This is a genomic window from Kribbella sp. CA-294648, from assembly GCF_050943845.1.
In the GTDB taxonomy this organism is placed as follows: Bacteria; Actinomycetota; Actinomycetes; order Propionibacteriales; family Kribbellaceae; genus Kribbella.
The window spans coordinates 4406744-4431871 of record NZ_CP191981.1 but is presented as its reverse complement, the minus strand read 5'-3'; the positions used below and the strand labels follow the sequence as shown (position 1 = coordinate 4431871).

Annotated in this window: 27 protein-coding genes; 14 read left to right on the top strand and 13 right to left on the bottom strand. The window is 67.6% G+C overall.

Annotated elements, in window-relative coordinates:
• Positions 1–23 precede the first annotated feature (23 nt).
• From ACQPYM_RS21035 to ACQPYM_RS21020, 4 genes are read left to right on the top strand one after another with little or no spacing between them, the layout of a single operon-like run.
• A complete protein-coding gene (locus ACQPYM_RS21035) occupies positions 24–914 on the top strand; it encodes a LysR family transcriptional regulator (RefSeq protein WP_433002210.1) in 891 nt (296 codons plus the stop codon).
• A 34-nt stretch (positions 915–948) separates the two neighbouring features.
• The gene (locus ACQPYM_RS21030) at positions 949–1899 is read left to right on the top strand and encodes an SDR family NAD(P)-dependent oxidoreductase (protein WP_433002207.1); all 951 of its coding nucleotides are present in this window, start codon (positions 949–951) and stop codon (positions 1897–1899) included.
• 1 nt (position 1900) lies between these two features.
• Entirely contained in the window at positions 1901–2674 is a 774-nt protein-coding gene (locus ACQPYM_RS21025; RefSeq protein ID WP_433023347.1) for a putative protein N(5)-glutamine methyltransferase, read from the top strand.
• Positions 2675–2678: 4 nt separating this feature from the next.
• Entirely contained in the window at positions 2679–3140 is a 462-nt protein-coding gene (locus tag ACQPYM_RS21020; RefSeq protein WP_433002204.1) for an N-acetyltransferase family protein, read from the top strand.
• An 8-nt stretch (positions 3141–3148) separates the two neighbouring features.
• Here ACQPYM_RS21020 and ACQPYM_RS21015 read toward each other — a convergent pair whose 3' ends face one another.
• Positions 3149–4021: a helix-turn-helix transcriptional regulator gene (locus ACQPYM_RS21015; protein ID WP_433002201.1), complete on the bottom strand. Its 873-nt coding sequence runs from the start codon at positions 4019–4021 to the stop codon at positions 3149–3151.
• Positions 4022–4188: 167 nt separating this feature from the next.
• Here ACQPYM_RS21015 and ACQPYM_RS21010 point away from each other — a divergent pair, with 167 nt between their 5' ends.
• Both ACQPYM_RS21010 and ACQPYM_RS21005 read left to right on the top strand, forming a co-directional pair.
• Entirely contained in the window at positions 4189–4965 is a 777-nt protein-coding gene (locus tag ACQPYM_RS21010) for an SDR family oxidoreductase (protein ID WP_433002198.1), read from the top strand.
• A 29-nt stretch (positions 4966–4994) separates the two neighbouring features.
• Positions 4995–5996, top strand: coding sequence for an SMP-30/gluconolactonase/LRE family protein (locus tag ACQPYM_RS21005; RefSeq protein ID WP_433002195.1), 1002 nt, complete (start codon positions 4995–4997; stop codon positions 5994–5996).
• Positions 5997–6025: 29 nt separating this feature from the next.
• On the opposite strand, the gene ACQPYM_RS21000 is transcribed toward ACQPYM_RS21005, so the two are convergent.
• Positions 6026–8029 carry a GTP-binding protein gene (locus ACQPYM_RS21000; protein WP_433002192.1) on the bottom strand — a complete coding sequence of 668 codons (2004 nt, stop codon included), beginning with the start codon at positions 8027–8029 and terminating at the stop codon, positions 6026–6028.
• A 167-nt stretch (positions 8030–8196) separates the two neighbouring features.
• On the opposite strand from ACQPYM_RS21000, the gene ACQPYM_RS20995 reads away from it, so the two are divergent.
• A complete protein-coding gene (locus ACQPYM_RS20995; RefSeq protein ID WP_433002189.1) occupies positions 8197–9003 on the top strand; it encodes a phosphotransferase family protein in 807 nt (268 codons plus the stop codon).
• Here the strand turns inward: ACQPYM_RS20995 and pyrH are convergent.
• The 3 genes from pyrH to ACQPYM_RS20980 are packed head-to-tail and all read right to left on the bottom strand — an operon-like array spanning position 8996 to position 11396.
• Positions 8996–9703, bottom strand: coding sequence for a UMP kinase (gene pyrH / locus ACQPYM_RS20990; RefSeq protein WP_433002186.1), 708 nt, complete (start codon positions 9701–9703; stop codon positions 8996–8998). The two genes, ACQPYM_RS20995 and pyrH, sit on opposite strands and share 8 nt — an antisense overlap.
• Positions 9704–9729: 26 nt before the next feature.
• On the bottom strand, positions 9730–10368 hold the full coding sequence (locus ACQPYM_RS20985; protein WP_433002183.1) for a maleylpyruvate isomerase N-terminal domain-containing protein: 639 nt from the start codon (positions 10366–10368) through the stop codon (positions 9730–9732).
• A gap of 32 nt (positions 10369–10400) precedes the next feature.
• Positions 10401–11396, bottom strand: a complete 996-nt coding sequence (locus ACQPYM_RS20980; protein ID WP_433002180.1) for a tyrosine-type recombinase/integrase — start codon at positions 11394–11396, stop codon at positions 10401–10403.
• Between the two features lie 179 nt (positions 11397–11575).
• Here ACQPYM_RS20980 and ACQPYM_RS20975 point away from each other — a divergent pair, with 179 nt between their 5' ends.
• Positions 11576–12013: a GNAT family N-acetyltransferase gene (locus tag ACQPYM_RS20975; protein WP_433002177.1), complete on the top strand. Its 438-nt coding sequence runs from the start codon at positions 11576–11578 to the stop codon at positions 12011–12013.
• A gap of 45 nt (positions 12014–12058) precedes the next feature.
• Here the strand turns inward: ACQPYM_RS20975 and ACQPYM_RS20970 are convergent, their stop codons facing one another.
• The gene (locus ACQPYM_RS20970; protein WP_433002174.1) at positions 12059–13015 is read right to left on the bottom strand and encodes an AraC family transcriptional regulator; all 957 of its coding nucleotides are present in this window, start codon (positions 13013–13015) and stop codon (positions 12059–12061) included.
• An 80-nt stretch (positions 13016–13095) separates the two neighbouring features.
• Here ACQPYM_RS20970 and ACQPYM_RS20965 point away from each other — a divergent pair, with 80 nt between their 5' ends.
• The 3 genes from ACQPYM_RS20965 to ACQPYM_RS20955 all read left to right on the top strand — a co-directional run bounded on the left by ACQPYM_RS20965 (position 13096) and on the right by ACQPYM_RS20955 (position 15753).
• Complete coding sequence (locus ACQPYM_RS20965) at positions 13096–13965, top strand: NmrA family transcriptional regulator (protein WP_433002171.1); 870 nt, start codon at positions 13096–13098, stop codon at positions 13963–13965.
• A gap of 61 nt (positions 13966–14026) precedes the next feature.
• Complete coding sequence (locus ACQPYM_RS20960; RefSeq protein ID WP_433002168.1) at positions 14027–14578, top strand: GNAT family N-acetyltransferase; 552 nt, start codon at positions 14027–14029, stop codon at positions 14576–14578.
• A 374-nt stretch (positions 14579–14952) separates the two neighbouring features.
• The gene (locus tag ACQPYM_RS20955) at positions 14953–15753 is read left to right on the top strand and encodes an alpha/beta fold hydrolase (RefSeq protein WP_433002165.1); all 801 of its coding nucleotides are present in this window, start codon (positions 14953–14955) and stop codon (positions 15751–15753) included.
• Here ACQPYM_RS20955 and ACQPYM_RS20950 read toward each other — a convergent pair.
• From ACQPYM_RS20950 to ACQPYM_RS20940, 3 genes are read right to left on the bottom strand one after another with little or no spacing between them, the layout of a single operon-like run.
• Entirely contained in the window at positions 15750–16592 is an 843-nt protein-coding gene (locus ACQPYM_RS20950) for a phosphotransferase (RefSeq protein WP_433002162.1), read from the bottom strand. The two genes, ACQPYM_RS20955 and ACQPYM_RS20950, sit on opposite strands and share 4 nt — an antisense overlap.
• Entirely contained in the window at positions 16589–17101 is a 513-nt protein-coding gene (locus ACQPYM_RS20945) for a GNAT family N-acetyltransferase (protein ID WP_433002159.1), read from the bottom strand. Before ACQPYM_RS20945 ends, ACQPYM_RS20950 begins: the two co-directional genes overlap by 4 nt.
• Positions 17079–17648 carry a cysteine hydrolase family protein gene (locus ACQPYM_RS20940; RefSeq protein WP_433002156.1) on the bottom strand — a complete coding sequence of 190 codons (570 nt, stop codon included), beginning with the start codon at positions 17646–17648 and terminating at the stop codon, positions 17079–17081. The genes ACQPYM_RS20945 and ACQPYM_RS20940 overlap by 23 nt, the downstream gene beginning before the upstream one ends.
• Positions 17649–17760: 112 nt before the next feature.
• Between ACQPYM_RS20940 and ACQPYM_RS20935 the strand changes: the two genes are divergently transcribed.
• The gene (locus ACQPYM_RS20935) at positions 17761–18711 is read left to right on the top strand and encodes a helix-turn-helix transcriptional regulator (RefSeq protein WP_433002153.1); all 951 of its coding nucleotides are present in this window, start codon (positions 17761–17763) and stop codon (positions 18709–18711) included.
• On the opposite strand, the gene ACQPYM_RS20930 is transcribed toward ACQPYM_RS20935, so the two are convergent.
• A complete protein-coding gene (locus ACQPYM_RS20930; protein WP_433002150.1) occupies positions 18693–19145 on the bottom strand; it encodes an N-acetyltransferase family protein in 453 nt (150 codons plus the stop codon). The two genes, ACQPYM_RS20935 and ACQPYM_RS20930, sit on opposite strands and share 19 nt — an antisense overlap.
• A gap of 177 nt (positions 19146–19322) precedes the next feature.
• On the opposite strand from ACQPYM_RS20930, the gene ACQPYM_RS20925 reads away from it, so the two are divergent.
• Complete coding sequence (locus tag ACQPYM_RS20925; protein WP_433002147.1) at positions 19323–20303, top strand: LppU/SCO3897 family protein; 981 nt, start codon at positions 19323–19325, stop codon at positions 20301–20303.
• A 41-nt stretch (positions 20304–20344) separates the two neighbouring features.
• Here the strand turns inward: ACQPYM_RS20925 and ACQPYM_RS20920 are convergent, their stop codons facing one another.
• On the bottom strand, positions 20345–20770 hold the full coding sequence (locus ACQPYM_RS20920) for a nucleoside deaminase (protein ID WP_433002144.1): 426 nt from the start codon (positions 20768–20770) through the stop codon (positions 20345–20347).
• Positions 20767–21621 (bottom strand): LLM class flavin-dependent oxidoreductase, encoded by an 855-nt coding sequence (locus ACQPYM_RS20915; protein ID WP_433002141.1) that lies wholly within the window; start codon positions 21619–21621, stop codon positions 20767–20769. The genes ACQPYM_RS20920 and ACQPYM_RS20915 overlap by 4 nt, the downstream gene beginning before the upstream one ends.
• A 93-nt stretch (positions 21622–21714) precedes the next feature.
• Between ACQPYM_RS20915 and ACQPYM_RS20910 the strand changes: the two genes are divergently transcribed.
• Positions 21715–22173 (top strand): Lrp/AsnC family transcriptional regulator, encoded by a 459-nt coding sequence (locus ACQPYM_RS20910; RefSeq protein WP_433002138.1) that lies wholly within the window; start codon positions 21715–21717, stop codon positions 22171–22173.
• Here ACQPYM_RS20910 and ACQPYM_RS20905 read toward each other — a convergent pair whose 3' ends face one another.
• Complete coding sequence (locus tag ACQPYM_RS20905; RefSeq protein WP_433002135.1) at positions 22174–24954, bottom strand: helix-turn-helix transcriptional regulator; 2781 nt, start codon at positions 24952–24954, stop codon at positions 22174–22176. It abuts the gene before it with no gap.
• Positions 24955–25128 lie beyond the last annotated feature (174 nt).

Sequence of the window (25128 nt, the reverse complement as noted above, 5' to 3'; positions counted from 1 at the left end):
GGCCCATACCGTGGAGGCATCAGATGGACCTCTCGCTGCAGCAACTGCGGGGCTTCGTCGCGGTCGCCGAGGAACAGCACTTCGGCCGTGCGGCCCAGCGGCTGAACCTGACTCAGCCACCGCTGACGCGACAGATCCAGGGCCTGGAGCGTTCCCTGGGCGTCTCGCTGTTCGACCGGACCGGCAGGGGAGCGCGGCTCACGGCCGCCGGCGACGTCTTCCTCGAGCACTGCCGACGAGTTCTCGCGCTGCTCGAGGTCGCGCCCGAGGCAGCCCGGCGAGCAGCCGATGGGCACACGGGGACCCTGCGCATCGCGTTCACCGCCATCGGCGCGTACGCCGTACTGGCTGATTTCCTGGCGATGGTGAACCGGCGGACCCCCGCGGTGACGGCGGAACTGACCGAACTGGTGAGCCCCGACCAGTTCGAGGCGCTGGCGAATCTCCACATCGATCTCGGCCTGGTTCGCCCGCCGATTCCCGCGCAGTTCGACTCGGTGCCGGTGCATTCGGAGGACCTGGTGCTCGCCGTACCGGCCGGCCACAAGCTGGCCGAGGGGGACGGGACGGTGTCGCTCGGTGAGGTGACTGCCGACTACATCGGGTACAGCCCCGAAGGATCGCAGTACCTGCACGACATCTGCGCCGCGATGATCGGCATGAACCGGTACGCCGTCAGCCAGCTCGCCTCCCAGGTGCCGACGATGCTCGCGCTGGTCCGCGCCGGCCTCGGCTGCGCCCTGATCCCACGGTCGGTCACGGCAATGGGGGTGGAGGGCGTGCGGTACCGCGAACTGGCCGCGGCCGATGCGCATTCGGTGACCCTGCACGCGGCCTGGAGCCCGGACAGTCCCAACCCCGCGCTGCAGCGCCTGGCCGAGTCCCTGAAAGCTGATCCGCGCCTCGACGCTTGACCTAGAGTCGGCTCTAGTTCGTACCGTCATCGGCATGAGCACTGCACAGCACAAGATCGGTTCGGGCTTCGGCCATGACACCACGGCGGACGAGGTCCTGAGCGGCCTCGACCTGACCGGCAAACTCGCCCTCGTCACCGGCGGCTACTCGGGACTCGGGCTGGAGACTACGCGCGCACTGGCGAAGGCGGGCGCGCACGTCGTCGTACCGGCGCGGCGGCCCGAGGCCGCTGAGGAAGCACTCGCCGGCATCTCTGGTGTCGAGGTGGGTGAGCTGGATCTGGCCGACTTGGCCAGCGTCCGTTCCTTCGCCGACGGGTTCCTCGCATCGGGCCGGACCATCGACCTCCAGATCAACAACGCGGGCATCATGGCCTGCCCGGAGACCCGTGTCGGACCTGGCTGGGAAGCACAGTTCGCGACCAACCACCTCGGGCACTTCGCCGTGACCAACCTCCTGTGGCCGGCGCTGGCCGACGGCGGCGCCCGGGTCGTGTCGGTGTCCTCGTCCGGACACCGGGGATCGGACATCCGGTGGGACGATCCGCAGTTCGAGCAGGGGTACGACAAGTGGGCGGCGTACGGGCAGGCGAAAACCGCGAACATTCTGTTCGCCGTCCAGCTCGATGCCCTGGGCAAGGATTCCGGCGTACGGGGCTTTTCCTTGCACCCAGGTGGGATTCTGACCCCGTTGCAGCGACACCTGCCGCGCGAGGAGATGGTTGCCTTCGGCTGGATCGATGCCGAGGGCAATCCGTTGAACCCGGCATTCAAGTCTCCGGAGCAGGGCGCCGCCACCCAGGTCTGGGCGGCGACCTCACCACAGCTCGACGGTCTGGGTGGCGTGTTCTGCGAGGACTGCGAGATCACGGAGATCTCCACCGACGGCGCCCCCGGAGTACGGCCGTACGCCGTCGACCCGGCTTCGGCGGAGCGGCTGTGGACGCTGTCGGCCGACCTCACCGGAGTCAACGCCTTCCGGTAATCTGACCGGCATCACAACCTCCACCATCGTCAGTACCCTCCGCGCCGCCGGCTGTGTCTTTGCCGAGGACGAGGCGGACCTGCTGATCTCCGCGGCACACGACGACGCCGAGCTCGCCCGCATGGTCGAGCAACGCGTCGCCGGGCTGCCGATCGAGCACGTGGTCGGCTTCGCGGAGTTTTGCGGACTGCGGATCCTGCTCGACGAAGGAGTTTTCGTACCGCGGCGACGTACCGAACATTTGGTCGCCGAGGCCCTCGCGCTCAGCCACCCCGGCGCGGTGGTCGTCGATCTGTGCTGCGGGTCGGGCGCCCTCGGGGTCGCCATCGCGGTTGCCCAGAGCATCGAGCTGTACGCCGCCGACCTCGAGCCGGCCGCGGTCCGCTGTGCCAGACGCAACGTCGAGCCGATCGGCGGACAGGTCTTCGAAGGCGACCTGTACTCCGCACTGCCCGCGTCGCTGCGAGGGCACGTCGACCTGTTGATCTCGAACGTGCCCTACGTGCCGACCGACGAAGTCCGGCTACTTCCTGCGGAAGCCCGACTGCACGAGCCTCTGGTGACCCTCGACGGCGGCGACGATGGACTCGAAGTACTGCGACGCGTCAGCGCCGAGGCGGCCCAGTGGCTCGCTCCCGGTGGCAGCGTGTTCGCCGAGACCAGCGAGGAACAAGCACCTGTTGCGGCCGCGATCTTCTCGCAAGACGGGTTGAAACCACGGGTCAGTACCTCCGACGAGCTCTACGCAACCGTCCTCATCGGCACGAAGGAGTAGCACCGTGGAGATCAGGCCCGCCACTACGCACGACCTCGACGGGCTGGTCGCGTCCAGCGCCGCACTCTTCGCCGAGGACGCCGCAACCCGCGACCCCCTCCGCAACGCGAACTGGCCGGCGGCTCACGGCGCCGAGTGGTGCCGCGACCTACTGGCCAATCCGCAGGCTTTGGTGCTCGTCGCCGTAGTGAACGGAGGAGTCGCCGGTCACCTCATCGGGATCTTCACTGAACCGTCGGCCATGTGGATGGCCGGCAGGGCCGAGCTGGCGAGCCTGCATGTCCGCCAAGACGTCCGCGGCCAGGGGGTGGGCGGACAACTGGTGGATACCTTCACCGGCTGGGCGAAGGACCGCGGCGCGTCGAGACTGCACGTCACGGCGTACGCGACGAACGAACCCGCTCTGCGACTCTACCGAAGCAGAGGCTTCGCGCCGCAGTCCATCACGCTTGCCACCGATCTCTGACCTGGACGTCAGCTGGGGCGCGGGGTCTCGGGTGTCGTGAACTCGGGTGCGGTCCAGCTGGCCAGGACCTGCAGGGCCTGCGCGGTTTCGGAGCCGGGCTCGACGTTGTAGACGCACAGGGTTTGTTCCGGGTCGCCGGGGGCCTGGAAGGACTCGTAGGCGAAGTGCAGGTCGCCGACGAGCTGGTGGTAGTAGTGCTTGGCTCCGTGGGTGCGGCGCAGCACCCGGTGGTCGTTCCACCAGCCGGTGAACTCGGGTGACTGGAGGGTCAGTTCGCCGACGAGGTCGGCGAGCTGCCGGTCGTGGGGGTAGCGGCCTGCTTCGAACCGAAGGATGGCCACTGTCTCTGAGGCGATCCGTTCCCAGTCGCCCACGCGCTCGCGGGCCCGCGGGTCCAGCAGGTAGTAGCGAGCCAGATTGCGACGGGTGGCCGGCAGGGCGTCGAAGTCGGTGAGGACGACCCTGGCGAGCCGGTTGGAGGCCAGCACGTCGGTGCGGCGGCCCAGGATGAAGGCCGGGACGTGGTCAAGGGTCTCCAGCATCAGGTGCAGCCCCGGCCGGACCCGCTGGGCCCTGGCCGGCGCGCGGCGTACGGTCCGGGTGCCGGCCCGCAGCAGGTCGTTGAAGTGTTCGCGTTCGGTCTCGTCAAGGCGCAGCGTGCGGGCGATCGCGTCGATGACCTCGGCTGAGGGGTTGCCCGCACGCCCCTGCTCCAGACGCGTGTAGTACTCCGTGCTCACGCCGGCCAGGCGGGCCACCTCGTCCCGCCGCAGACCCGGTACGCGGCGTACGCGTCCATCGGAGGGCAGCCCGGCCTCTTCCGGGGTGATGCCCGCGCGTCGTGAACGCAGAAAGTCAGAGATCTCCTTGGTGCCGTCCATGCCTCAAGTGTGACCGCCTCAACGGTGCAGTGCGGCTCTCAGGGTGGTCCTGCCGGTACCCGTTTCGGCAGGGCCAGTTATGGCGTCCTGAGAGGACGGCGCGGGTGGTGTTCTGGATGGGCGGTCAACAGCCGCCACCCTCTCTTATCGCTTGGAAGGAACGCATCATGACCACGAACACCACCTCCCGCCCCCTGGCCGGTCGCGTTGCCGTCGTCACCGGCGCCTCCAGTGGCATCGGCGAGGCTTCCGCCGAGCAGCTGGCATTCCTGGGCGCCCGCGTCGTCGTCCTGGCGCGGCGTGCCGACCGGCTGGCGGACCTGGTCTCCCGGATCGAGAAGGACGGCGGCAGCGCGATGGCGATCGCCGCCGACGTGACCGAGGCCGTGGCGGTGCAACGCGCCGCCGACCTGGTGGCGGCCGAGTTCGGCGCTGCTGACCTTCTCCTGAACAATGCCGGCGTCATGCTTCCCGCTCCGGTCGAGGAGCTCGCGACCGACCAGTGGAAGCAGCAGATCGACCTGAACATCACCGGCCTGATGAACGCGATCGGCGCCTTCACCCCGCAGTTGGTCAAGGCCGCCGCCGAACGCGGTGTGGCCGACCTGATCAACACTTCCTCGATCGCGGCGCAGAACATCTTCCCGAACTTCGCCGTCTACTCCGCCAGCAAGGCGTACGTCACTCACCTCTCCCGTCACCTGCGGGCCGAGCTGGGCGCGAAGAACGTCCGCGTCTCGGCGCTCGAGCCGGGCATCGTCGGCACCGAACTGCAGAGCCACGTCACCGACCAGGGCGCCCGGGACTGGCTGGCCGGCTCCAAGCACACGATGGACTGGCTCACGGCGCAGGACGTCGCGCAGACCGTCGGCTTCATCGCCTCGCTGCCGCCGCGGGTGAATCTCCAGCAGGTCACCATCATGCCCACCGGCCAGGCTGCCTGACCGGCGCTTCGACGAAAGGACAGACCTTCATGCGCATCCCCACCGTCGCCGCCCTCGCCGTCCTGCTCGTGGCCACCCCCGCCGCAGCCTCCACGCACACCGGAGATCCGGCTCCCATCCCGCGGGCCCAGGCCGCGGAACTCCGGAACGACGCCGGTGTCGGCCTGCCGTCCAGGTACGTCGTACCGGGACGGCGGGCATACCCCGGCGGGCTGGCGTACGACTCCGCCACCGGCCAGTTCTTCACCGGCAGCACGCAGGAGGGCACCCTGTTCGTGGGCAGGCCCGGTCGGGAGAGGATGCAGGTGTGGCTCCCGGGTGGCGCGGACGGCCGGACGACCACGTCGGGAATCATCTCCGACGACCAGGGCAGGCTCTACGTGGGCGGAGGCCCGACCAACCGGGTGTGGATCTACGACATCCGGTCCCGCCGGCTCCTGGCCACCGTCTTCGGCGTACCCGGTGGCTTCGTCAACGACATCACCATCGCCGAGGACGGCACCGCCTACGCCACCGACTCGCTCGGCCACCTCATCTACCGGATCAGCGAGCAGGACGGGGACTGGAGCATGCACCCCTGGCTCGACCTGGCCGGCACTCCGGTGGAGCACGTCGCCGGGCACAACCTCAACGGCATCATCGCGGTCGACGGCGACAAGCTGATCGCCGTACACAGCCAGTCGGGCAAGCTGTACCGCTTCGACCGGACCTCCCAGGAGATCCACCAGGTGGACCTCGGCGGCGCCTTCCTCTACGGCGGCGACGGCCTCGTCCTGCATGACGGGCGGCTCTATGTGGTCCGCGGCGGACTCTCCCCGCAGAACCCGCGGCCGCAGGTCTCGGTGCTGCGGCCGGCCGCGGACTGGTCGGCGGCCGAGGTGGAGTCCGTGATCTACTCGGACTTCCTGCATCCCAGCACCGCGCGAGTGGTCCGTGGCCGGCTGATGGTGGTCAACAGCCAGTACAACACCGGGCAGACCGGCGGTCAGCCGGAGCTCCCGTTCTCGATCTCGGCCATCCCGCTCGGCTGACGCCGCCCGTCGACGTGCTGCCTGCACGGCTAGACCCTGCGTAGTACGTGGAGTAGGTAGTCGCGGCGGTTGAGGGGGTCGTTGTCGGTGCGCGGGCGGGTGGGGATCGGGCCGGTGACGGGCTGGTAGCGCTCGAAGGCTGACTCCAGGACGCCTTCACCCCGCGAGAGTCCTGGCAGCTGCTGCTCCAGTTGGTAGACGGCGGCTGCTGGGATTTCTCCTTCCAGGACTGAGGTTTCGGCACCCAGCGCGGGCACCTGCGGGATCGCGCGAAGGCGGGTGAGGGTCGCGAGTACGCCGCGAACCGTGTCCGTCGGGATCTCCAGGCGGAACCGGTGCATCGGCTCGTACACCGTCGTACCGGCTTCCTGCAGCGCCGTCATGAGCACCAGCGGCGTCAGGTTGCGGAAGTCACCGGCCGTGCTCGACATGCTCTTGTCGAACACGGCGTGCGCGTGACTCTGCCGCGCGGAGTACCCCGAGTGCGTCATCACCACCGACACGTCCGGGATCTCCCAGCCGTACACGCCCTGCCGCAGCGTCTCGCGCACTGTCTCCTCGACCGCCTTGATGAACGCGTACGGCATCGAGCCGAGCTCGACCTCCAGCCGGAAGCTGACCCCGGAGTTCACCGGCGCCGGCTCCACCCGCAGGCCGACCGTCGCGAGGAACGGGTTCGGGTCCGCCTTGTTGAACTCGACGGCTGCCCCGATGCCGTCCAGCCGCTCGATGCAGATGGTGGTCGTCTCCCGGAACGTCACGTCGATACCGAACTCGTTGGCCAGCGTGGTCTGGATGACTTCCTTCTGCACCTCGCCGTACAGGGACACGTAGGTCTCCTGCCTGACGTCGTCTTGGCGCAGGTTGATCAGCGGGTCCTGCTCGGCGAGCTGGGAAAGCGCGACCTGCAAGTTGCCCTGATCCGACGGTTTCGCGGGGGCGATCACGGTCTCCAGCGTCGGGGGAGCGAAGTGGCCGCTCTGGACCGCTCCTGAACCGTCACCGATCACGTCACCGATCTGGATGTCACCGAGCCCCCACAGCTTGCCGATCTGACCGGCCGTCACCTCGGGCTTGGTCAGCACCGAACCGCCGTCGAAGACGCTGATCGCGGTCACCTTGGCTTCCTTGCCCTCGTCGACTCGGCTGCTGCTGTGGAACCGCAGCCGGTCGCGGGTCCGGATCGCGCCCGAGAACATCCGTACGAAGGCGATCTTCTCGCCGGCCCGGCCGCGCTCGACCTTGAAGACGGAGCCCGACACAGGTGCCTCGACTTTGCCTTCGGTGGCCGGCAGCAGTTCACGGATCGCGGCGATGAGCGCGTCGGTGCCGGCGCCGGTGATGGCCGAACCGAAGTACACCGGATGCATGAGTGCCCGCCGCGTCTGCTCGGCCAGCCGGGCACGCAGCGCGTCGTACGAGAGCATTTCCTCGTTGTCCACGTACGTCGCCAGCAGCTGATCATCATGCTCGGCGAGCAACTCGATCATCGCGGCTTCGAAGCCGGCGTCGTCCCGCCCGTACGGCGTGAACGCGGCTGCGCGACCGCCGAGATCGGTGGCTGAGCCCATCGCGATGACGTCGGCCGAGAGCCGGTCCGTGATGCTCTTCAGCAACTCGGCCGACTGCGCGCCACGCCGATCGACCTTGTTCACGAAGATCAGCGTGGGGATCCGGAGCCTCTGCAGCGTCCGCATCAGCACCCGTGTCTGCGCCTGGACGCCCTCGACCGCCGAGATGACGAGCACCGCGCCGTCGAGCACGCTGAGCGCCCGCTCCACCTCGGCGATGAAGTCCGGGTGACCGGGAGTGTCGATCAGGTTGACCGTGACGTCGTCGATCGCGAACGACACGACCGCGGACTTGATCGTGATGCCGCGCTGGCGTTCCAGCGCGAGCGAGTCGGTCTGGGTGTTGCCGTGATCGACGCTGCCGACTTCGTCGATCACCCCGGCGGCGTAGAGGAGCCGCTCGGTCAGGCTGGTCTTACCGGCGTCGACATGGGCCAGAATCCCGAGGTTCAGTAATTTCACGCAGCAACATGTCCTTTGAGGAGGAGAAACGACCTGTCTGGTGGGACATGACGCGAGGTCGCATGACTGCTCTCCTTCAAACTCTGGCTGCCGGACGAAGTACGCCCACGAGTAGACCAGAGACCACATTCCGCCAGCAATCCGTTTTCCCCGGCTACGGTGGCCGGATGCTCGATGCCACCCACCTTCGCGCCCTCGGCCCGATCGCCACCGTCGAACCGGTCCAGGGGTTTGTCGGCAACCAGAATTTCCGCCTGCGGACGGAGGCGGGGGAGACCTTCTACTACAAGTCAGGTGCCGCCACGGCGGTCTCGGCGGAGGTGTGGGCCTGCCAGCGCGCGCGGGAGGCCGGTGTCCCGGCGCCCGAGATCGTCTCCAGCGGAGACGGCCACCTGATCCAACGTGCGCTGGCAGGATCGCCTTCGTCCGAGCCGGAGGTCCTGGAGCAGGCGGGCGCTCAGTTGCGGCTGCTCCATGAGATCCCCGGCGACGGCTACGGCTTCCTGCACGAAGGCCTGCGGGACAACTGGCTGGACGTACTGACCGAGCCGCTGGAGCGCCTCGACGTACTGACCGGAATCATCGACGACGACCTGGTACGCCGCTTACGCGGCGTAAGCTTCGCGGAACGCCTCACCCCAACCACACCACGCCTGCTCCACGGCGACCTGGTCCCTCGCCACATCTATGCCGAGGGCAACAAGCTGACCGGCTTCATCGACTGGGGCGACGCCGCCTTCGGAGACCCACTCTTCGACCTGGGCCGCTTCTCAAGAGACGGCGCAACCACCACAAACGCCCTACTCCGCGGCTACGGCCTCGACCGCACCCCAGCAACCGAGTGGACATTGAGCTTCTACCGAACCATCTCGTCCGTCATGGCCCTCCACTGGGAACACGCAGCCGGCGGCGACTGGTTCACCGGCCACATCGCCGCCATCACAGCAGAACTGCCGGTACTAGAAGTCAGTTGATGAGGGTGCCGATGTGGGCGCCCGAGCCGATCGCCGCGGCGACGCCTTCGCGGTCGATGTCGAAGACATGCAGGGGGAGACCGTGGTCGCGGGCCAGGATGAAGGCGCTCTGGTCCATCACGCCGAGACCCTGGTCGATCACCTCCTGGTAGCTGAGCCGGTCGAAGCGGCGCGCCGAGGCGACCTTGTTCGGGTCGGCGTCGTACACGCCGTCGGTACCGTTCTTCGCCACCAGCAACGCATCCGCGCCCAGCTCGATCGCACGCTGGACCGCCGGATAGTCCGTGGTGGTGAACGGCTGCCCATTGCCACACGCCAGCAGGACTATCGAGCCCTTCTCCAGATGGCGCAGAGCGCGCAGCCGGATGTACGGCTCGGCCAGGTTGTTGATCGGGATCGCGGTCATCAGGCGCACGTCGTCGGCCCCGAGCGCCACGAGCCGGCCGCGGAGCAGCACCGCGTTGATCACCGTGCCCAGCATCCCGATGTTGTCGGCCTCGACGCGATCGATACCCCAGTCCTCGGCCCGGTTGCCGCGGAACACATTGCCGCCACCGATCACCACGGCCACCTGCACACCGGTGTCGTGCGCCGCGATCACCTCCCGCGCCAGGTGCGTCAGGCTGTCGCTGTTGAACCCGAACTCGGCCGAACCGGCGATCGCCTGGCCGGACAACTTGAGGACAAGCCTGCGGTACATCGGAGCTCCTCGCTGCGGCCGGCGGTTCAGAAGGCGGCGATCGTCTGCGGAGCACGCTCCGCCCGAGACAGCGTACGCAGTACGGCGGTCGGGCCGTGGCGTCTTACGGAGAGTCGGGTCAGGAGGTCGACCACCGCGTTGACGGCAGTTGCGGGGAGAGCGGGAGTGGGCAGGGCGACGCTGACGGCTAGGTCGTCGGAGTGGACGGCGAGTTCCATCAGTCTGGTGAGGAGCATGTCGTTGAGCGTCAGTGACCATGGGCCCCAGAGTGAGATTCGGACCGGGCGGTCGGGGATGGCTGGGAGGTCCGTCCGCAGTTGCTTCAGTGCCGCGTCCAGGCGATCCGCCAGTGCTTTGGGGCCGTCGGCGGCGATTTGTTCACCGCCGGATCTGATGCGGACGCTGATCTCGTCCTGTGGGTCGGCGTCGATCCATTCCACTCGGGCGTAGTGATCGAGGACCGAGATCACCTGTTCAGTGGGTACTGGCGCGGCGACGATCTCCGGGATCGCGAGGACCTGGTAGGCGAGATGGCCGGCCAGGCCGCTCACGGTGAACTCTTGTAGCGCGCTCGGCTTCGACCAAGCTGCGGCGACCGCGGGCTCACGCAGGAGCTGCGCGGCCGACGTACCGACGGCGAGAAAGTCTTCCCTGATCCCAGTCACAGCTCACATTCTCACCGCTGGCGGGTGTCTCATCAGTCGACCGGCGATTCGTCGTCGACCGGGGTACCGATGAGCTGGTCGAGGGAACGGTAGGTCCGGTTGCTTGCGGCCGCGGCTCGTTGCTCCCGGCCGGTGGCTTCGATGTAGTTCTGGCTGGTGGCGAGGCTGGCGTGGCCCAGCAGCCTCATGATCTCCGTGGCGGTCGCGCCGTCTTCGGCGAGTCTGGTGGCGAAGGTGTGCCGCAGGGCGTGCAGGTTCGCGCCGACGGGGACGCGGTCGTGCAGGCCGGCCCAGCGATAGCAGGACTTCACCAGATACTCGAGGCCGCCACGGCCGATCGGCTCGCCGGTACGGTCCAGCAGCAGTTTGGTGGATCGCCCGAAGCGCTTGCGGGGAAAGCGTTGTGCGCAGGACTCCAGATACGCCTCGATGATTCTGGCCATGATCGGCTCGACCGGGATCGAGCGGTCGCGGCTGCCTTTGCCGTGGATGTGCAGGCGCATCTCACCGGGCCGGCCGGCCAGCGAGTCCGCCGTCAAGGTCCTCATCTCGGCCGAGCGGAGACCGGCGACCAGGCCGAGGGCGATGACCAGGACGTCGCGCTCGGGCCACGGGTCACGGGCACGCCGCGCACCGTCGGCGACCGAGCGCAGAAGCACTTCGGGAGTGTCCTCGCCACGCAACGGCTTGGGGGACAGGGGAGGGGTCTTGGGCCTGGCCACTGCTCCCATCGGGTTGCCCGGCAGGAGATTGTCGGACACGCAGAAGGTGAGGAACTGGTTCCAGGTGGACCAGGCGCGTAGTACCGAACTCTTGGCGTGGTTGTCGGCGAACGCACCGAAGGCGGCCCGGAGAGCGTGTGCGGTGAGTTCGTCGACCTCGAGGTCTTCGGCGTCGCGGTCGAGGGTGGTGCAGAGCAGAGTGGTGATACCGGCCAGGTCGCGGCGGTAGGCGTCGGTCGTGTGGGGGGAGTCCTTGCGGGGACGCCGGGCAGCGAAGAACGCCGACTGAGCTGCGAGAACCTTCATGGGGGAGTTCTACCGACCGGCACCGACAGTTTTGCGTGAGGTGGCTGACTCCCCCGTCGTCTTTAGTTGCCAAACGCAACAATCAGGGTTCTGAAGTGCTGCATAATGTCGATTATGCATGACGGAATGGTGTAGGGTCGGCCGGTCAGGGGATGGGTTGAGCGGAAGGCTTCACTGGGGTGATTCGCGAGCGACTGGAACAGGACATTGATTTGCTGTGCGCCGTCCTGGAGAGGATGGAGGATCCTGCGGGATCCCTGGCCGGCAAAGACCCCAGAGAATGGCTCCTGGAGCACGATGCGGAGCTGGCCTGGGTGTTCGACCAGGCACCGGTAAGCGTCGCGCCGACCAAGAATGTCGTCGGCCACCTGGAGATCCACAAATCCGCCGATAACACCCTTTATATCGGAAAGCATTTCGTCCGCCCTGATACCTACGAAAACAATATCGGCAGATTCCTGCTCCGGGAATCCGTCAAATACATCCAGGCCCGCGGCCAACTGCCGGTGCTCAACCTCCAGGACAACTGCTTCCCACAAGCCTTCTACGAGAAGTCCGGCTTCACCGAAGTACCGTCGAACGAACCGGGCAACACCCTGATGCGCTACACGAAGTAGCCCCTCTCCGCCTCCTCCCACAGATGTCCGATAACTGACATTATGTCAACTAGTGGGTTCCCCCGCGCTCTTGCGAAGGGTGCGGTGTTCGCGTGGGCTGGTTCCTCGTTCTCGTTTGAAGGCGGTGCTCAGTGCGAAGCCGCTGCCGTAGCCGACCTCGCGAGCTACTGACTCCAGCGTGCTGTTCGGGTCGAGGATGCGGTCGGCGGCCAGTGCGAGTCGCCAGCCGGTGAGATACGTCATCGGTGCCTCGCCGACGGTTTCGGTGAATCGCTTGGCCAGGGCCGCGCGCGAGATTCCGCAGTGCTCCGCGAGGCTTGCCACCGTCCATGGCTGCGCCGGCCGCTCGTGCAGCAGACGCAGCGCGTTCGCCACGACCGGATCGCCGTACGCCCGGTACCAAGCAGGTCGCTGGGCCGCGTCCCGAGAAAACCAGGCCCGCAGGACGGCGGCGAAGACCAGGTCGAAAAGACGGTCCAGTACTGCGTCCTGCCCCGGGCCGTTCTTGTCCATTTCCGCGGCAAGAAGCGGGATGAGTGGTGGGTCGAGCTCCCCCGCTGGGACTGTGAGCATGGTTGGCAGAGCAGCGAGCAGCCGCTTGCTGACTTCGCCGCGCAACTGGTGACAGCCCAACAGCAACGAGGTGGTGCCCGTCGGGTCGTTGCCCCACAGGCGCCATCCAAGACTCAGGCTGTCGGTGATCTCCTCGCCGTCCGGATTGGTGCAGCGCAGGCCGGGATGCAGGATCATTTGCGGCTGGGTCGATGGACTGTCCGCGACAATGAACTCGTCAGGCCCACGGAGAACCGCGACATCGCCCGGCCCAAGAGCTAGAGCTGCGCCGGTGTCGTCGCCGATCCACACTCCCCCGGCAAGCACCGCCACCAGTCCGACCGGCGCCTTGTCCCGCATCCGGACGGCCCACGGAGGCTGCATCCTCCCCCGCAGCAGGTACGCCCCGCCGCCCCGCGGCCCGTCCAACAGCCTGGTCAACGCATCCATGAGCCCACGATAGACGCTCACGCATGTTATCGAGCCGTTTGACCATGGAGACTCCAGCGCCGAGCCACTTCACTAGCTTCATGGACACTCACCCACAGCTCCCCGAATCACAGCTTCCGACCCTCACTCTCGTGACCGCCGGCACCGGCAAGACCGGTCGCCGGATCATTCAGCGCCTCACCGACCGCGGCCTGCCGGTCCGTGTGGGCTCCCGGGCCGGCGACCCGCCGTTCGACTGGGCCGACCGCAGTACCTGGAAGGCCGCGTTGGCCGGTGTCGATGCGGCGTACCTGGCCTATCTGCCGGACATCGGCGCACCGCAGGCCGCCGACGACATCGCAGCCTTCGCCGACCTCGCAACTGACCTCGAGGTTCAGCGGGTGGTCCTGCTGTCGGGACGCAACGAGCCGATGGCGCAACGCTGTGAAGAGGTGCTGCAGGAGCGTCCGTGGCAGTGGACGGTACTGCGCTCGTCGGTGTTCAACCAGGACTTCAGCGAAGCGTTCTGGCTCGAACCGGTCCGCAGCGGCGTGGTGGAGGTTCCGGCCGGAGAACACATCGCTGAACCGTTCGTCGACATCGAAGACGTGGTCGACGTCGCCGTCGCGGCACTCACCGAGCAAGGGCATGCCGGACAGATCTACGAACTCTCCGGACCGCGATCGGTACCGCTGGCCGAAGCCACCGCCGAGATCGCCGCCGCCATCGGACGACCGGTGCGCTACCAGCCGACGACGCCGGAGCAGTATGTCGCGGCCATGACGGACGCAGGCGTGGCGGCCGACGAGGCTCAGTTCGTCGCCGATCTGTTCGCTGCACTCTTCGACGGCCGCAACGCCGCAACCACCGACGGAGTACAGCGGGCGCTCGGCCGGGAGCCTCGGGAGTTCCGCGACTTCGTCCGCGAGACCGCCGGCACCGGTTTCTGGGACCTCGACCACCAAGGCTGAGCGACCTACAGGCCTGGAAACCCGTTGCGAGTGAGGGCGATCAGATGCTTTGTTGGGCGGCATGTCATTGCCTACTCCTACGCTGCAGACTGCTCGCCTTCGGCTTCGCCCCTTCGACGAGGCGGATGCGGACGATCTCTTCGCGCTGCAGAGCGACGCTCACGTACTGCGCTACTGGGACTCGCCACCGTGGACCGACCCCGAGCGCTCGAAGCGCTTCATCGCGGCGTGCCGGCAGATGGAGGAAGAAGGCACTGGCGCGCGAGTGGCCGTGGATCGTCTCTCCGACAGCCAGTTCATCGGCTGGGTCACCTTCAACGAGTGGAATCCCGAGTTCCGCAGTGCATCACTGGGCTACTGCTTCACCGAGGCCTCCTGGGGCCATGGCTACGCAACCGAGGCAGCCCGCGCCCTTCTCCAGTGGGCCTTCGACACCCTCGACCTGAACCGGGTCCAGTCCGAAGCCGACACCCGCAACCTCGGCTCCGCCCGCGTCCTCGAAAAACTCGGCTTCGTCCGCGAAGGAACCCTCCGAGAAGACTGCATCGTCAACGGCGACATCTCCGACTCCTGGGTCTACGGCCTCCTCAAACGAGAATGGCAACCCAGCTAGAGCCCGTCCTCTACCGTCAACTCGAGCCACGGATGCTGCTCATCGACACCACGAAGCATCTGACGTAACCAGTCCTGCTTGTCTCGCGTAAGGCGCGGCCAGGTACGTTCCAGATCTCGCAGGTCTTTCGAACGCCGCAACCGCGCCTTGAACAGCAGCCCCGGAGCTGGCTGGCCGGGCGGAACACGTCTGGATGCTGGTGGGTGAGCGGGCGCAGGTCTCCCCCGGCGAGGTTCCACAGGTGCCAGCGGTCGCCGACGTGGGCTCGGAGAGCCGGTACGTCGGAGGCGAAGATCGACACGTCCACATCCGCATGCCGACCAGCAAGGAAGTTTCAAGGTGGCGGCGTTCTGCTGGGGCGTATATTCGGCGGTATGGGGGCCGTTGTGGTCAACCGGGCTGTTCTGGCGGGTGGAGTCGGGGTTCCGTATGCCGAGGTGGGCGGGGCTGCGGGTGTGCCGGTCGTGTTTGTTCATGCGTATGTGGAGTCTTGGCGGTACTTCGAAGTCGTCTTGGGGCAGTTGCCTGATCGGCTGCACGGGTATGCGCCTTCGTTGCGGGGGCATGGGGATGCCGATCGGCCGGAGGCTGGGTACTCCCCCGGCGATTTTGCGGCGGATGTTGTGGGGTTCATGGATGTTGTCGGGATCGACCGGGCTGCGCTGGTGGGGACGTCGAGCGGTGGGCTTGTGTCGCAGGTTGTTGCGGGCAGCTATCCCGATCGGGTGTCGCGGCTGGTCCTCATCTCCAGTCCGGCTTCCCTTGGGGACAAGGCGGCTGTGGACGGGATGTGGGCGGAGATCTCCGGTTTGGAAGACCCGCTGGACCGTGGGTTCGTAACGGATTTCGTTCGCGGTACGGCGCCTGGGGCGATGTCCGAGGACTTTGTCGAGATGCTTGTCGAGGAGAGTCTCAAGGCGCCTGCCCGGGTCTGGAAGGAGACGTTGCGTGGGCTGCTGGATTACGACGCGCGGGCCAGCCGCGACCGGATCACCGCGCCGACGCTGCTCATCTGCGGCGACGAGGACCTGTTCGTCCGAGACGACCAGCAGTTGTTGCTCGAGGCAATCCCCTCCGCTCGGCTCAGGCTCTACCGCGGCGCGGGACATGCCGTTCACCTGACTCAGCCCACCCGCGTCGTCTCCGACATCACGGAGTTCCTCTCCGAGTCCTAGGAGTCCGGGTGTGAGGCGAGGACGTCGGTGATCATGCGGAGGCCTTGTTGTTCGAAGTCTTCGGCTCCGACCCGGTGCGCCCAGCAGGCTGTGCCGATCGCGTCGCGGACGCGCTGACGTTGCCAGGTCGCGGGATCGCGGGGATCAGCGCCGTATCCGTCGAGGAACGCCGCTTCGAGTGCAGGCTCGGTACGGAACTGCTGGACGGCGAGTCGCCCGAAGTCCGTGTACGCCGGGCGCAGGGCGGCGCGGCCGAAGTCGATCACGCTGACCGTGCCTTCGTGCATCAACCAGTTGCGCGGTTGCCAGTCCCCATGAGTCGGGACCAGCGTGGTCGACGGTGTCGGCCAAGCCGCGATGGTTGCCCTCAGCTGCTCGGCGATCTCCGGCGCGATCCGATGAGGTTCGTTGAGCCAGTAGAGCGCTTTTCGGTTCTCCGCGGCCTCGAAGTCGTCGTCTGAGATCGCGAGTTGACCGTGGAACTGAGCCAGCAGCTGGCCCGCCTGGCGATAGGTGTCGGGCTCATGCTCGGAGCTCGTCCCCACCACCAACTCCCCCGGCAGATAACGCGTGACGATCAGTTTCGCTGCCTCGTCACCGTGCACGAGCTCCGGCGCCCGGCCCAGCGTTGTCCACGGTTTCAGCCAGGCGTGATGCGCCTCCAGCTCCCTGGCGATGTGGCCGTCGGCCTCGTCTCCCGCCTTGACGACGTACCGGTTGCCGCCGTGCAGCAGCTCCAGCACAGTGGTGCCCACCAGCCCCCAGCTGTGGTCCTTCACCACCTCCGCGCCCGGCAACCACTCGGACAAGAGCTCACGCTGCTGTTCAGTGAGGCTCATGCCGCGGATCGACCCATCACCTGAACACCCGGACGCAGTACGCCGAGCTTGCGCCAGCCACTCGACAGGTAGAGCCGCACGGCTGGATCCCCAGGGTCGTCGCTGGTGCTGAGCAGACAGCGGCCGGTGACGGACTCGAGCAGCTTGTCGTGGAGCGCCCGGCCAACTCCTTGCCCGCGGTACTCCGGCAGCACCGCCAGCTCGACAACCTCGAAATGCCCGCCGACCCACTCATCGGTGATGGCCTTGGGCAACGAGTTGCAGACCAGGTCGCTCCAGAACTGCCCACGCTGACCCGTATATCCCCAACCGAACCCTGCCAACGTCGTACCGGCAGGTCTCGAACCGTCGACCGCCGTAAGCAAGCGATAGCCGGCCCGCGCCGCGTGCCGGTCGAACAGATCGGCACGCCAGAGCTCATAGCTCTCGAAGTCACCGAAGACGGTCGCGTAGACCGGCCAGATCTGTGGGGCGAGGTGATCGACGTCAGTTGGGCTCTGAATCTCCACCGAGGGCTACCTCTGCTGTGGTGGCTGTGCCGGCTTTGCGGCCGGGGGCTGTGTGGTACGTCCAGTAGAGGTTGGTGTGGGCGATGACCTTGTCGGGCGTCGGGGCGCCCCATTCGGACTGGTCCTCGGTGGTGTGGGCGTCGCTGACGAGCAGGGTGTCGTAGCCGCGGACCAGCGCGCCGTGCAGGGTCGAGCGGATGCACTCGTCGGTCTGCGCGCCGGTGACGACCAGCCGGCCGATCTTGCGGTCGGCGAGGACGGATTCGAGGTCGGTCTCCTCGAACGAGTCGGCCCACCGCTTGTGGACGACTGGCTCCGACTCCCCCACCTTCAGCTCGGGCACGAACTGCCAGCCGTCGCTGTCGATCGGCAGGTTCTCGCTCGAGTGCTGCACCCAGACCACCGGTACGTCCTCGGCTCGCGCGCGGTCGACCAGCGTGGCGATGTTGGCCACCACCGCATCGCGCTCGTGCGCCTCCGCGACGACGCTGTTCTGTACGTCGATCACGACCAGCGCCGAGTTCGGCCGGTCCCCCAAAGTCGTCATGTCCGTCTCCTTCACCCCGCACGCTCAACTGTCCGCCCATGCTAGAAAGCAGCACCGACAGTTTGCGGCAAAGTAGTCAGCTGGTGAGCAGTTTGTTTGCGAGGATGGGGACATGCGGGCTGACCGGTTGGTGGCGACTCTGTTGCTCATGCAGGCGCGGGGGCGGGTGACCGCGGCCGAGCTCGCCAAGGAGCTGGAGATCTCGGTGGCCACCGCGCGACGCGATCTGGAGGCGTTGTCGACGGCCGGCATCCCGGTCTATCCACAGCCGGGGCGCAATGGTGGATGGTCGCTGCTGGGCGGCGCCCGGACAGATCTCAGCGGTCTCAACGCGACCGAGGCGCAGGCGTTGTTCCTGCTCGTCGGGCCGGCTGCGTCCGTCGCGCCCGAGGCCAAGGCCGCACTCAGGAAGCTGGTCCGCGCCCTGCCGGACACGTTCCGCGCGGACGCTGAGGCGGCGGCCGAGGCGGTCGTCATCGATCCGGCGCGCTGGGGTGAGCACACCAAGGAGCGGCCCGAGATGGTGCGTCACCTGCAGGATGCCGTGGTCCGCCGGGTGAAGGTCAGACTCCGGTACTCCGGCCGCGGGCGCGCCGAGTCCGAGCGGCTGGTCGATCCGCTCGGGCTGATCGACAAGGATGAAATCTGGTACCTGATCGCGGGCACCGAGAAGGGTCAGCGCACCTTCCGGGTGGAGCGGATCAAGGAGGCCGAGCTCACCGAGGTACGGGCTGAGCGGCCGGCTGACTTCGATCTGTCGGAGGCGTGGAGCCGGGTGGTCGAGGAGATGGAGCAGCAGCGGTCGCTGATGGCGGCGACGCTGCTGATCGAGGAACGCTTCCTCTGGGTGATGCAGGACCGGCACGGGCGGCACGTCGAAGTGGTGGGTCCGGTCGAGGACGGCCGGATCAAGCTTCGCCTCACCGCGCCCACTCCGCTGATGATCGCGCAGCACCTGGCCGGCTGGGGCGGCATGATCGAAGTACTGGATCCGCCGTCCGTGCAGGCGGAGCTGGCCCGGCTCGGCAAGGAGCTGGCGACTCGCTACAGCGGGACCGTGTAGATGATGAAGCCGCGGTTCTCGGCGACCTGGTCGTAGAGCCGGCGGGCCGTCGCGTTCGACTCGTGGGTGGCCCAGTAGACGCGTCCGCAGTGCTGTTCGCGGGCCCAGTCGGTGACGGCTTCGATCAGTGCGCGGCCGACGCCACGGCCGCGGGCCTGCGGAGCGGTGAAAAGGTCTTGCAGGTAACAGGAATCCGGCGAGGTGGTGCTCGCGTGGGTGAGGAAGTGCGCGATCCCGACCACGTCGCCGTCGATCCTGGCGGCCAGGGCGTGCATCCGGGTGCCGGCGGTGAACTCCGCCCATGAGTCGTCGAAGAACTCGTCCGGCATGGTGCGTCCGTAGAACTCGTTGTAGCCGGCAAAGAGCTGTTGCCAGGTACTACGGTCTGCCGGTTCGAGCGCGCCGATGGTCACGATGCCGGGATTGTCGGTCACTTGTGCTTCCTCTGAGGTTCGGTGACGGATGGGGACCGCTCGATGACGGGTGGTGGGCGTCCGGTCCGGTCGGCGGGCGGTTTGGTCACCGTTTCATACCGGCGGGCCGGGCCGACCCGGGGTGCTGAGTAGGGTGCGGTGTTCGGTTTTGTCCCAAATCGAGTAACAGGATTCTTCGTGACCACTACCCCTCCCCAGCCGCCGCAGCAGAACCCGTTCCAGCCCGAGGGTGGCGGCTACGCTCCCCCGCCCGGCCCCCCGCAGTACCAGCCGCCGGTTCAGCCGGGCCAGCCGCAGTACGGCCAGGCCCCGCAGGCGCCGTACCAGCCGCAGCAGGGTCAGCCGTACCAGCCGGGTCAGCCGCCGCAGCAGGGTCAGCCGTTCCCGGGGCAGCCTTTCCAGGAGCAGCCTTTCCAGGGGCAGCCGCAGCAGCAGTTCCCGCAGTACGGGCCGGGTGACCAGCAGGGCGCGCAGTACCAGCAGCCTCAGCAGGCGCCGCAGTACGGGCAGCAGCAGCCGGGGCAGTTCCCGCAGGGGCAGCAGTTCGGTCAGGGGCTGCAGTGCCGGTTCTGTGGTGGAGTGCCGGCCGTCGACGCCACTGTGCGCGGCCACCAGGGCTTCGTGATCGTGATGCGGTTCCTGAAGCTGCAGGGCCCGTTCTGCAAGACCTGTGGTGTCGCGACGACTCGTGACATGACGGGCAAGAGCATGGTGCAGGGCTGGTGGGGTATCGGCTCGCTGATCATCAACCCGATCACGATGCTGATGAACCTCGTCACCTTCTCGAAGTTCAGGAACCTGCCCGAGCCGGCGCCGGGTGCGCCCGGCCGGCCGATGAACCCGGGCAAGCCGCTGTTCAAGCGCCCGGTGGCGCTCGGCCTGCTGATCCCGATCGCGGTGTTCGGCCTGATCGTGTTCAGCAACCTGAACAAGGCGTCGTCGGCCGACGTCGGCTCGTGCGTGTACAACAAGGGCACCTCGGCGAAGCCGAACGTGAAGGTCGTCGACTGCACGTCCAGCGACGCGAAGTACAAGGTGGTCGGCAAGATCCCGGGTGTCGCCGACAGCAGCGCGTGCGCGAGGTACGAGGAGTCGACGGTGTCGTACACCGACGAGCGCGGCTCCTCGAAGTACACGCTCTGCCTGGCACCTAACTAACCAGTACTGCGCTCCGTCCCGGGGCGGAGCGCAGTCGCCGGTCAGACGTAGTAGCCCGCGAGCGGCACCAGCGCCTCGTCGTACAGGGCTGGGCCTTCCATCGGCACCGGTGGGAAGCCGCCGCCGGGTTTCAACGCGTTGATCTGGTCGCCGGACAGCGCGTAGACGACCCGGCCGAGTCCCGACCGCTCGATGGCGCCGGTGCACATGCCGCACGGCTGGCAGCTGGTGTACATCGTCGTACCGGCTGCTGTCTCGGCGTCCAGCTCGCGAGCCGCCCACTTGGCCAGTTTGAGCTCGGGGTGGGCGCTGATGTCGCTGTCGGTGATGCTCGTGTTGTGGTCCTCGGCGATCACCGTGCCGTCCGGGCCGACCAGCAGCGAGCCGAACGGCGGGTTGCCGGACTCTCGGGCGGTCGCGGCCAAGGCGATCGCGCGGCGCAGGAAGTCCTCTGCTTCGGGGGTCACGAGTGCTCCGTTCCTCGGTGGTTCCAGGACGCCGCGACGGTCGCGAGATCCTTCCAGGCGTACTCCGGCCGTTCGGTTTCGGCCGGGTCGCCAGCGAACGGGTCCAGTACTACGGACGTGGCGCCGAGCGACCGCAGTTCGTCGAGGTCACCCAGCACCTGGTCGATCGACCCCTCGCCCGCGACCCGCTCTTCGTCGGGCAAGGCGGAAGCGGTGAGCCGCAACACGATCCGCGGCGCGAATGCCGGGACGGGCCGACCTTCTTCGGCGGCGAGTTCGGCCAGCCGGTCGAGTTTGGTGCGCATCCAGTCGACGCGCTGGCGCAGCGGGTGCCATGCGTCGCCGAGCCGGACCGCGCGGCGCAGCCCGGCGTCACTCCCGCCGCCAACCCAGATCGGGATATCGCCACTGCGGTAGTCGGCGTCGTTCTCCCACGCTTGGCGCACGTCGCGGATCAGCTCGTTGGTCAGCCGCCCACGCCGCTCGAAGTCGACGCCGAGCGCCTCGAACTCCTGCCGCGCCCAGCCCACCCCGAGGCCGAGCACGAACCGTCCGCCGCTGAGCTGGTTCAGGTTGGCCGCCATCCGGGCCACCAGCAACGGATGCCGGTACGGCGCGATGAGCACCGTCGTCCCGAGCCCGATCCGGGTGACCCCGGCCAGCCAGCTCAGCAGGGTGAAGGGTTCGTAGAAGGGCGCCGGGTACTGCGTGGCGACATCGGGGGTGATCGCGACATGGTCCGACACCAGCAACCGGTCGTACCCCAGCCCTTCGACGGTCCGCGCCCAGTCGCGCAGCCGCCCCGGATCTGTACCAGGCCCGAAATTGGGCACATTCACACCAAGTTCCACCCCTTCAGGCTATCCAGCCGAAAGGGTCGTCCTGAAGGGATTTCCCAGCGAAAAGGGGCGGCAAGGCCGTGGATTCCCCGGTAGATTGGCCGGATGACCGAGAGCTTGGATCAGACCGACTGGGCCATCCTGGTCGAGCTGCAACGCGACGGCCGCGTCCCACTCACCGAACTCGGCCGCCGGGTCAACCTCAGCGCATCGGCGACCACCGAGCGGCTGAAGCGACTGGAGTCCACCGGAGTGATCCGCGGCTACCGCGCCGACGTCGACTTGGCCAAAGTCGGGTACGCCGTACTGGCCGTAGTACGGCTGAAGTATCCCGGCAACAAACACGAGCCGTTGAGAAAGCTCCTGCGCGAGCGAAACGAAATCCTCGAATGCCTCCGCACCACCGGCGACGACTGCTACACCCTCAAGGTCGCAGCCGGCTCGATGGAACACCTGGAACAGCTGGTCAACGAACTAACCGAGTTCGGCACCACCACCACAAACCTCGTCTACAGCCAAACCCAGCCCTACCGCGGCCCGCAGTCCCCACCCCCGGAGGTGTAGTTAGGCGGGCGGTGCCGGGTTACTCGTCAGGTCGAGCCGGATAGCTTCGGCGGCGGCCTGAACGCGGGTCCGTACACCGAGCTTCTCGAAGATGTGCGTGACGTGCACGCTGGCAGTCTTGGGGCTTATATAGAGCGTCGCACCGATCTCGCGATTTGTCCGCCCGGCCACGAGCAAGGCAAGCACCTGACGCTCACGCGCGGTCAGCGTGGGGTGCGGGTCTGTGCTGGCCTCGCGATGCTCGGTCACAGAGTCGTCGAGATGGATGCGGGCGATCTTCGCCAGCTCCTGAATCTGGCCGAGCAGGGGTGCCGCGCCGAGCTGCTCGGCGATCTGCCGCGCCGCTTCCAGCTCAGTGGTCGCCCGGCCGCGGGCGCCAAGTCGCCCGGGCTGAGCCAGCAGAGCCTCGGCTGCCCTCAGTCGAGCTTGCGCCTCCCAGTACGGCCGACCGAGTGACGCCCATTCCCGTGCGGCGGTGAGCCACGGTGCCGGGTCGGGCCTGCCGCGGAGCCGGGACCGTTGACCGTCGACGATCGCAGCCACCGCTGCGGCCTCGACCCCGGATACCGCCCGCCGAAGGAGCATCACGAGTCGATCGAAGCCGTCGGGTGACTGCGACGCGACCGCTGCTTCGAGGCCGATACGTAGGAGCCCTCCGGCCACCAGTTCGTCTTCGGTGTCGTGGCTGAGCTCGGCGGCGTCCAGCGCAAGGGCCAAGGCCTCGTGCGGGCGTTGCTGAAGTAGCCGCAGCTGGGCCTCGGTCTCTGCGTAGTCGCGCTTGTCTTGCGGCTGATCGTCGACCGTGAACAACTCCTGTCCTCGCTGCAGTTCGACGGCGGTCTGTAGGTTCCCGCGTGCCATGTGGATCAGCGCGAGCTGGCTGTCCTTGAACGCCGGTCCGGACGGAGGCCGGCCTCTGTCATCGCGGGTCAAAGCCTCATCCCATCGGCCGGCCATGTAGAGGTTGTAGACGGCGTTCGACTCGAGTATGCCCTCAAGCCAATGCTCGTTGACCATCAGGCGCCGGAGCTCGGACTGGATCGTGTCCGCTACGGCCACGACCTCGTCGGTGTCGCCGCGCAGACCATGAGCGTAGGTCAGCGCCATTGCCGCCCAGGCCAGATCCTCGGGCTCGGCGAGGTCGCGAGCGATCGTCAGCGCGGCCTGCGCCTCGTCGAGTGCATCTTCGATCCGGCCCTCGTTTGCGGCAACACCTCCTAGCGTCGCCCGAGCCTGTCCGACCGTGCGGATGTCGTCGGCTCGGGTGGCGTGCTCCAGCGCCATCCGGGCGGCCATAGCCATCTCGGCTGAGCGGGCGTACGGCCCTAGGAGCATCGCGTGCGCGACGCACACCCGGCCGAGCACTCGATCGTCACCGGCCGGCGCCAGGCGCCGTGCGCGCTCGACGTCCGCCATCGCTCCGGCAAGGTCATCGGCCAGCGCGCGCAGCCTGCCCCGCATCAGCAGGGCCTCAAGCGTGCCCACCTCGGCGTCGGAGTCGTCCACCGCTACCTCGAGCAAAGCGAGAGCCTCCGCATGCCGGCCGGCTCCGCCCAGCAGCGACGCCGCCCGCTCGGCGAGCACCAGGCGCTGCGGCCCCCGGTCATCGGCAAGGTCCGACGGCCGCCACAGCGACGAAGCAACGGAGTACCAGTGGCCAGCCTCCGAATACGCGAACGCCTTCTCGGCGACCCTGGCCGCTGCTAGAGCCCACCTGAAGGTCGCGTCTCGAACGCTCGCGCGACGGTACTGCTCCGCGACCTCGGCGACCTGTGCCGCGTTGCCATCGGACCGAATGAGCCCTGCCAGGTACCTGGCAAGTCGCGCATGCAGGTCGCGCCGCTCAGACGCCAGCAACTGTTCATAGGCCACCTCGGCGATCACTGGGTGCCGCGCGGTACAGCCGGCCGCCGGGTCGCGAATCACCAAGCCCGAGTCGCAAGCCTCTCGTACGGCGTCGGCGTCGCCATCTACCGCCGCCAGCAGATCGTCGTCGTCGAGGGTTCGAGCCAGCGTCCCAGTCGCGGCGACGACCGTCCGAGCCGCTGGCGAGAGTGCTTGCAATCGTGCGAGCAGAATCTTTCGCAACGAGACGGGTACCGTTAGGTCACCGCTGACCAGCTCGGCGTTCAGGTAGGGGTTGCCTGCGCTGCGCTGGTAGATGGCAGCGATCGTCTCCGCCGTACATCCGGGTTGAAGACTGCTTACCTGCTCCGCTGTCTCCCGAGCTGTCAGTCGGCGCAGTGGCATGTCGATCACGGCCGGATAGCGAAGCAGTTCCGCCAACCAGGTCAAGCGGTCGGGAGGGCCAGTCTCGTCCCGCCATGTCAGCAGAACCAGCAATCGCCGCTCAGGCAGGTTGCGCGTCGAATGGGCAAGGAAGTCGAGTGTGGACCAGTCCGCCCAGTGAACGTCCTCGACCAGCAGGATGGTGCCTTCTGGCGCGTCGCTGTCGAGCACGCCGGCGAGGGTTCGCATTGACCATGCGTGGGCCGCCGCGGCCGACGGGAACTGGCCGGATGCTGTGGATTGACTCAGCGCAGCCGTCACAGTGGCGCCGAGGCCGCTATAGGCAGTCGCACCGGACATCGGCGCACAGGCGCCGCTGAGGATCCGTACGCCGCTACTGGAGTGCTCGTCCAGAACCGATCGGACGAGCAGCGTCTTGCCGATGCCCGCCTCGCCCCGCACCACCACGGCTGCTGAGCGCTCCGGCAGATCCGCGATCAATCCTCGCAGTGCCGCAGCCTCGAGCCCGCGTCCGACCAGCAAGCCAGCCATGCCCTCCATCATGTGCCCGCGATCGAAGCGCCGCCAGAGAGTGGCCGACCCCGCAATCTCACCGCGCCGTGGCCGACTAAGGCACGGCCGGTCCAAGGAGCGGCGATGTAAGGCGAAAAACGGCCAATGTGAGCGCGACTGCCCGATGCCGGTGGCACTCCTTATACCGGACAG

Bases quoted from the DNA above. Each gene is read 5' to 3' on its own strand.
- ACQPYM_RS21035 (WP_433002210.1), top strand. From the start codon at position 24: ATGGACCTCTCGCTGCAGCAACTGCGGGGCTTCGTCGCGGTCGCCGAG.
- ACQPYM_RS21030 (WP_433002207.1), top strand. From the start codon at position 949: ATGAGCACTGCACAGCACAAGATCGGTTCGGGCTTCGGCCATGACACC.
- ACQPYM_RS21015 (WP_433002201.1), bottom strand. From the start codon at position 4,021: ATGGACGGCACCAAGGAGATCTCTGACTTTCTGCGTTCACGACGCGCG.
- ACQPYM_RS21010 (WP_433002198.1), top strand. From the start codon at position 4,189: ATGACCACGAACACCACCTCCCGCCCCCTGGCCGGTCGCGTTGCCGTC.
- ACQPYM_RS21005 (WP_433002195.1), top strand. From the start codon at position 4,995: ATGCGCATCCCCACCGTCGCCGCCCTCGCCGTCCTGCTCGTGGCCACC.
- ACQPYM_RS20995 (WP_433002189.1), top strand. From the start codon at position 8,197: ATGCTCGATGCCACCCACCTTCGCGCCCTCGGCCCGATCGCCACCGTC.
- pyrH (WP_433002186.1), bottom strand. From the start codon at position 9,703: ATGTACCGCAGGCTTGTCCTCAAGTTGTCCGGCCAGGCGATCGCCGGT.
- ACQPYM_RS20980 (WP_433002180.1), bottom strand. From the start codon at position 11,396: ATGAAGGTTCTCGCAGCTCAGTCGGCGTTCTTCGCTGCCCGGCGTCCC.
- ACQPYM_RS20970 (WP_433002174.1), bottom strand. From the start codon at position 13,015: ATGGATGCGTTGACCAGGCTGTTGGACGGGCCGCGGGGCGGCGGGGCG.
- ACQPYM_RS20965 (WP_433002171.1), top strand. From the start codon at position 13,096: ATGGACACTCACCCACAGCTCCCCGAATCACAGCTTCCGACCCTCACT.
- ACQPYM_RS20960 (WP_433002168.1), top strand. From the start codon at position 14,027: ATGTCATTGCCTACTCCTACGCTGCAGACTGCTCGCCTTCGGCTTCGC.
- ACQPYM_RS20955 (WP_433002165.1), top strand. From the start codon at position 14,953: ATGGGGGCCGTTGTGGTCAACCGGGCTGTTCTGGCGGGTGGAGTCGGG.
- ACQPYM_RS20950 (WP_433002162.1), bottom strand. From the start codon at position 16,592: ATGAGCCTCACTGAACAGCAGCGTGAGCTCTTGTCCGAGTGGTTGCCG.
- ACQPYM_RS20940 (WP_433002156.1), bottom strand. From the start codon at position 17,648: ATGACGACTTTGGGGGACCGGCCGAACTCGGCGCTGGTCGTGATCGAC.
- ACQPYM_RS20935 (WP_433002153.1), top strand. From the start codon at position 17,761: ATGCGGGCTGACCGGTTGGTGGCGACTCTGTTGCTCATGCAGGCGCGG.
- ACQPYM_RS20910 (WP_433002138.1), top strand. From the start codon at position 21,715: ATGACCGAGAGCTTGGATCAGACCGACTGGGCCATCCTGGTCGAGCTG.
- ACQPYM_RS20905 (WP_433002135.1), bottom strand. From the start codon at position 24,954: ATGGCTGGCTTGCTGGTCGGACGCGGGCTCGAGGCTGCGGCACTGCGA.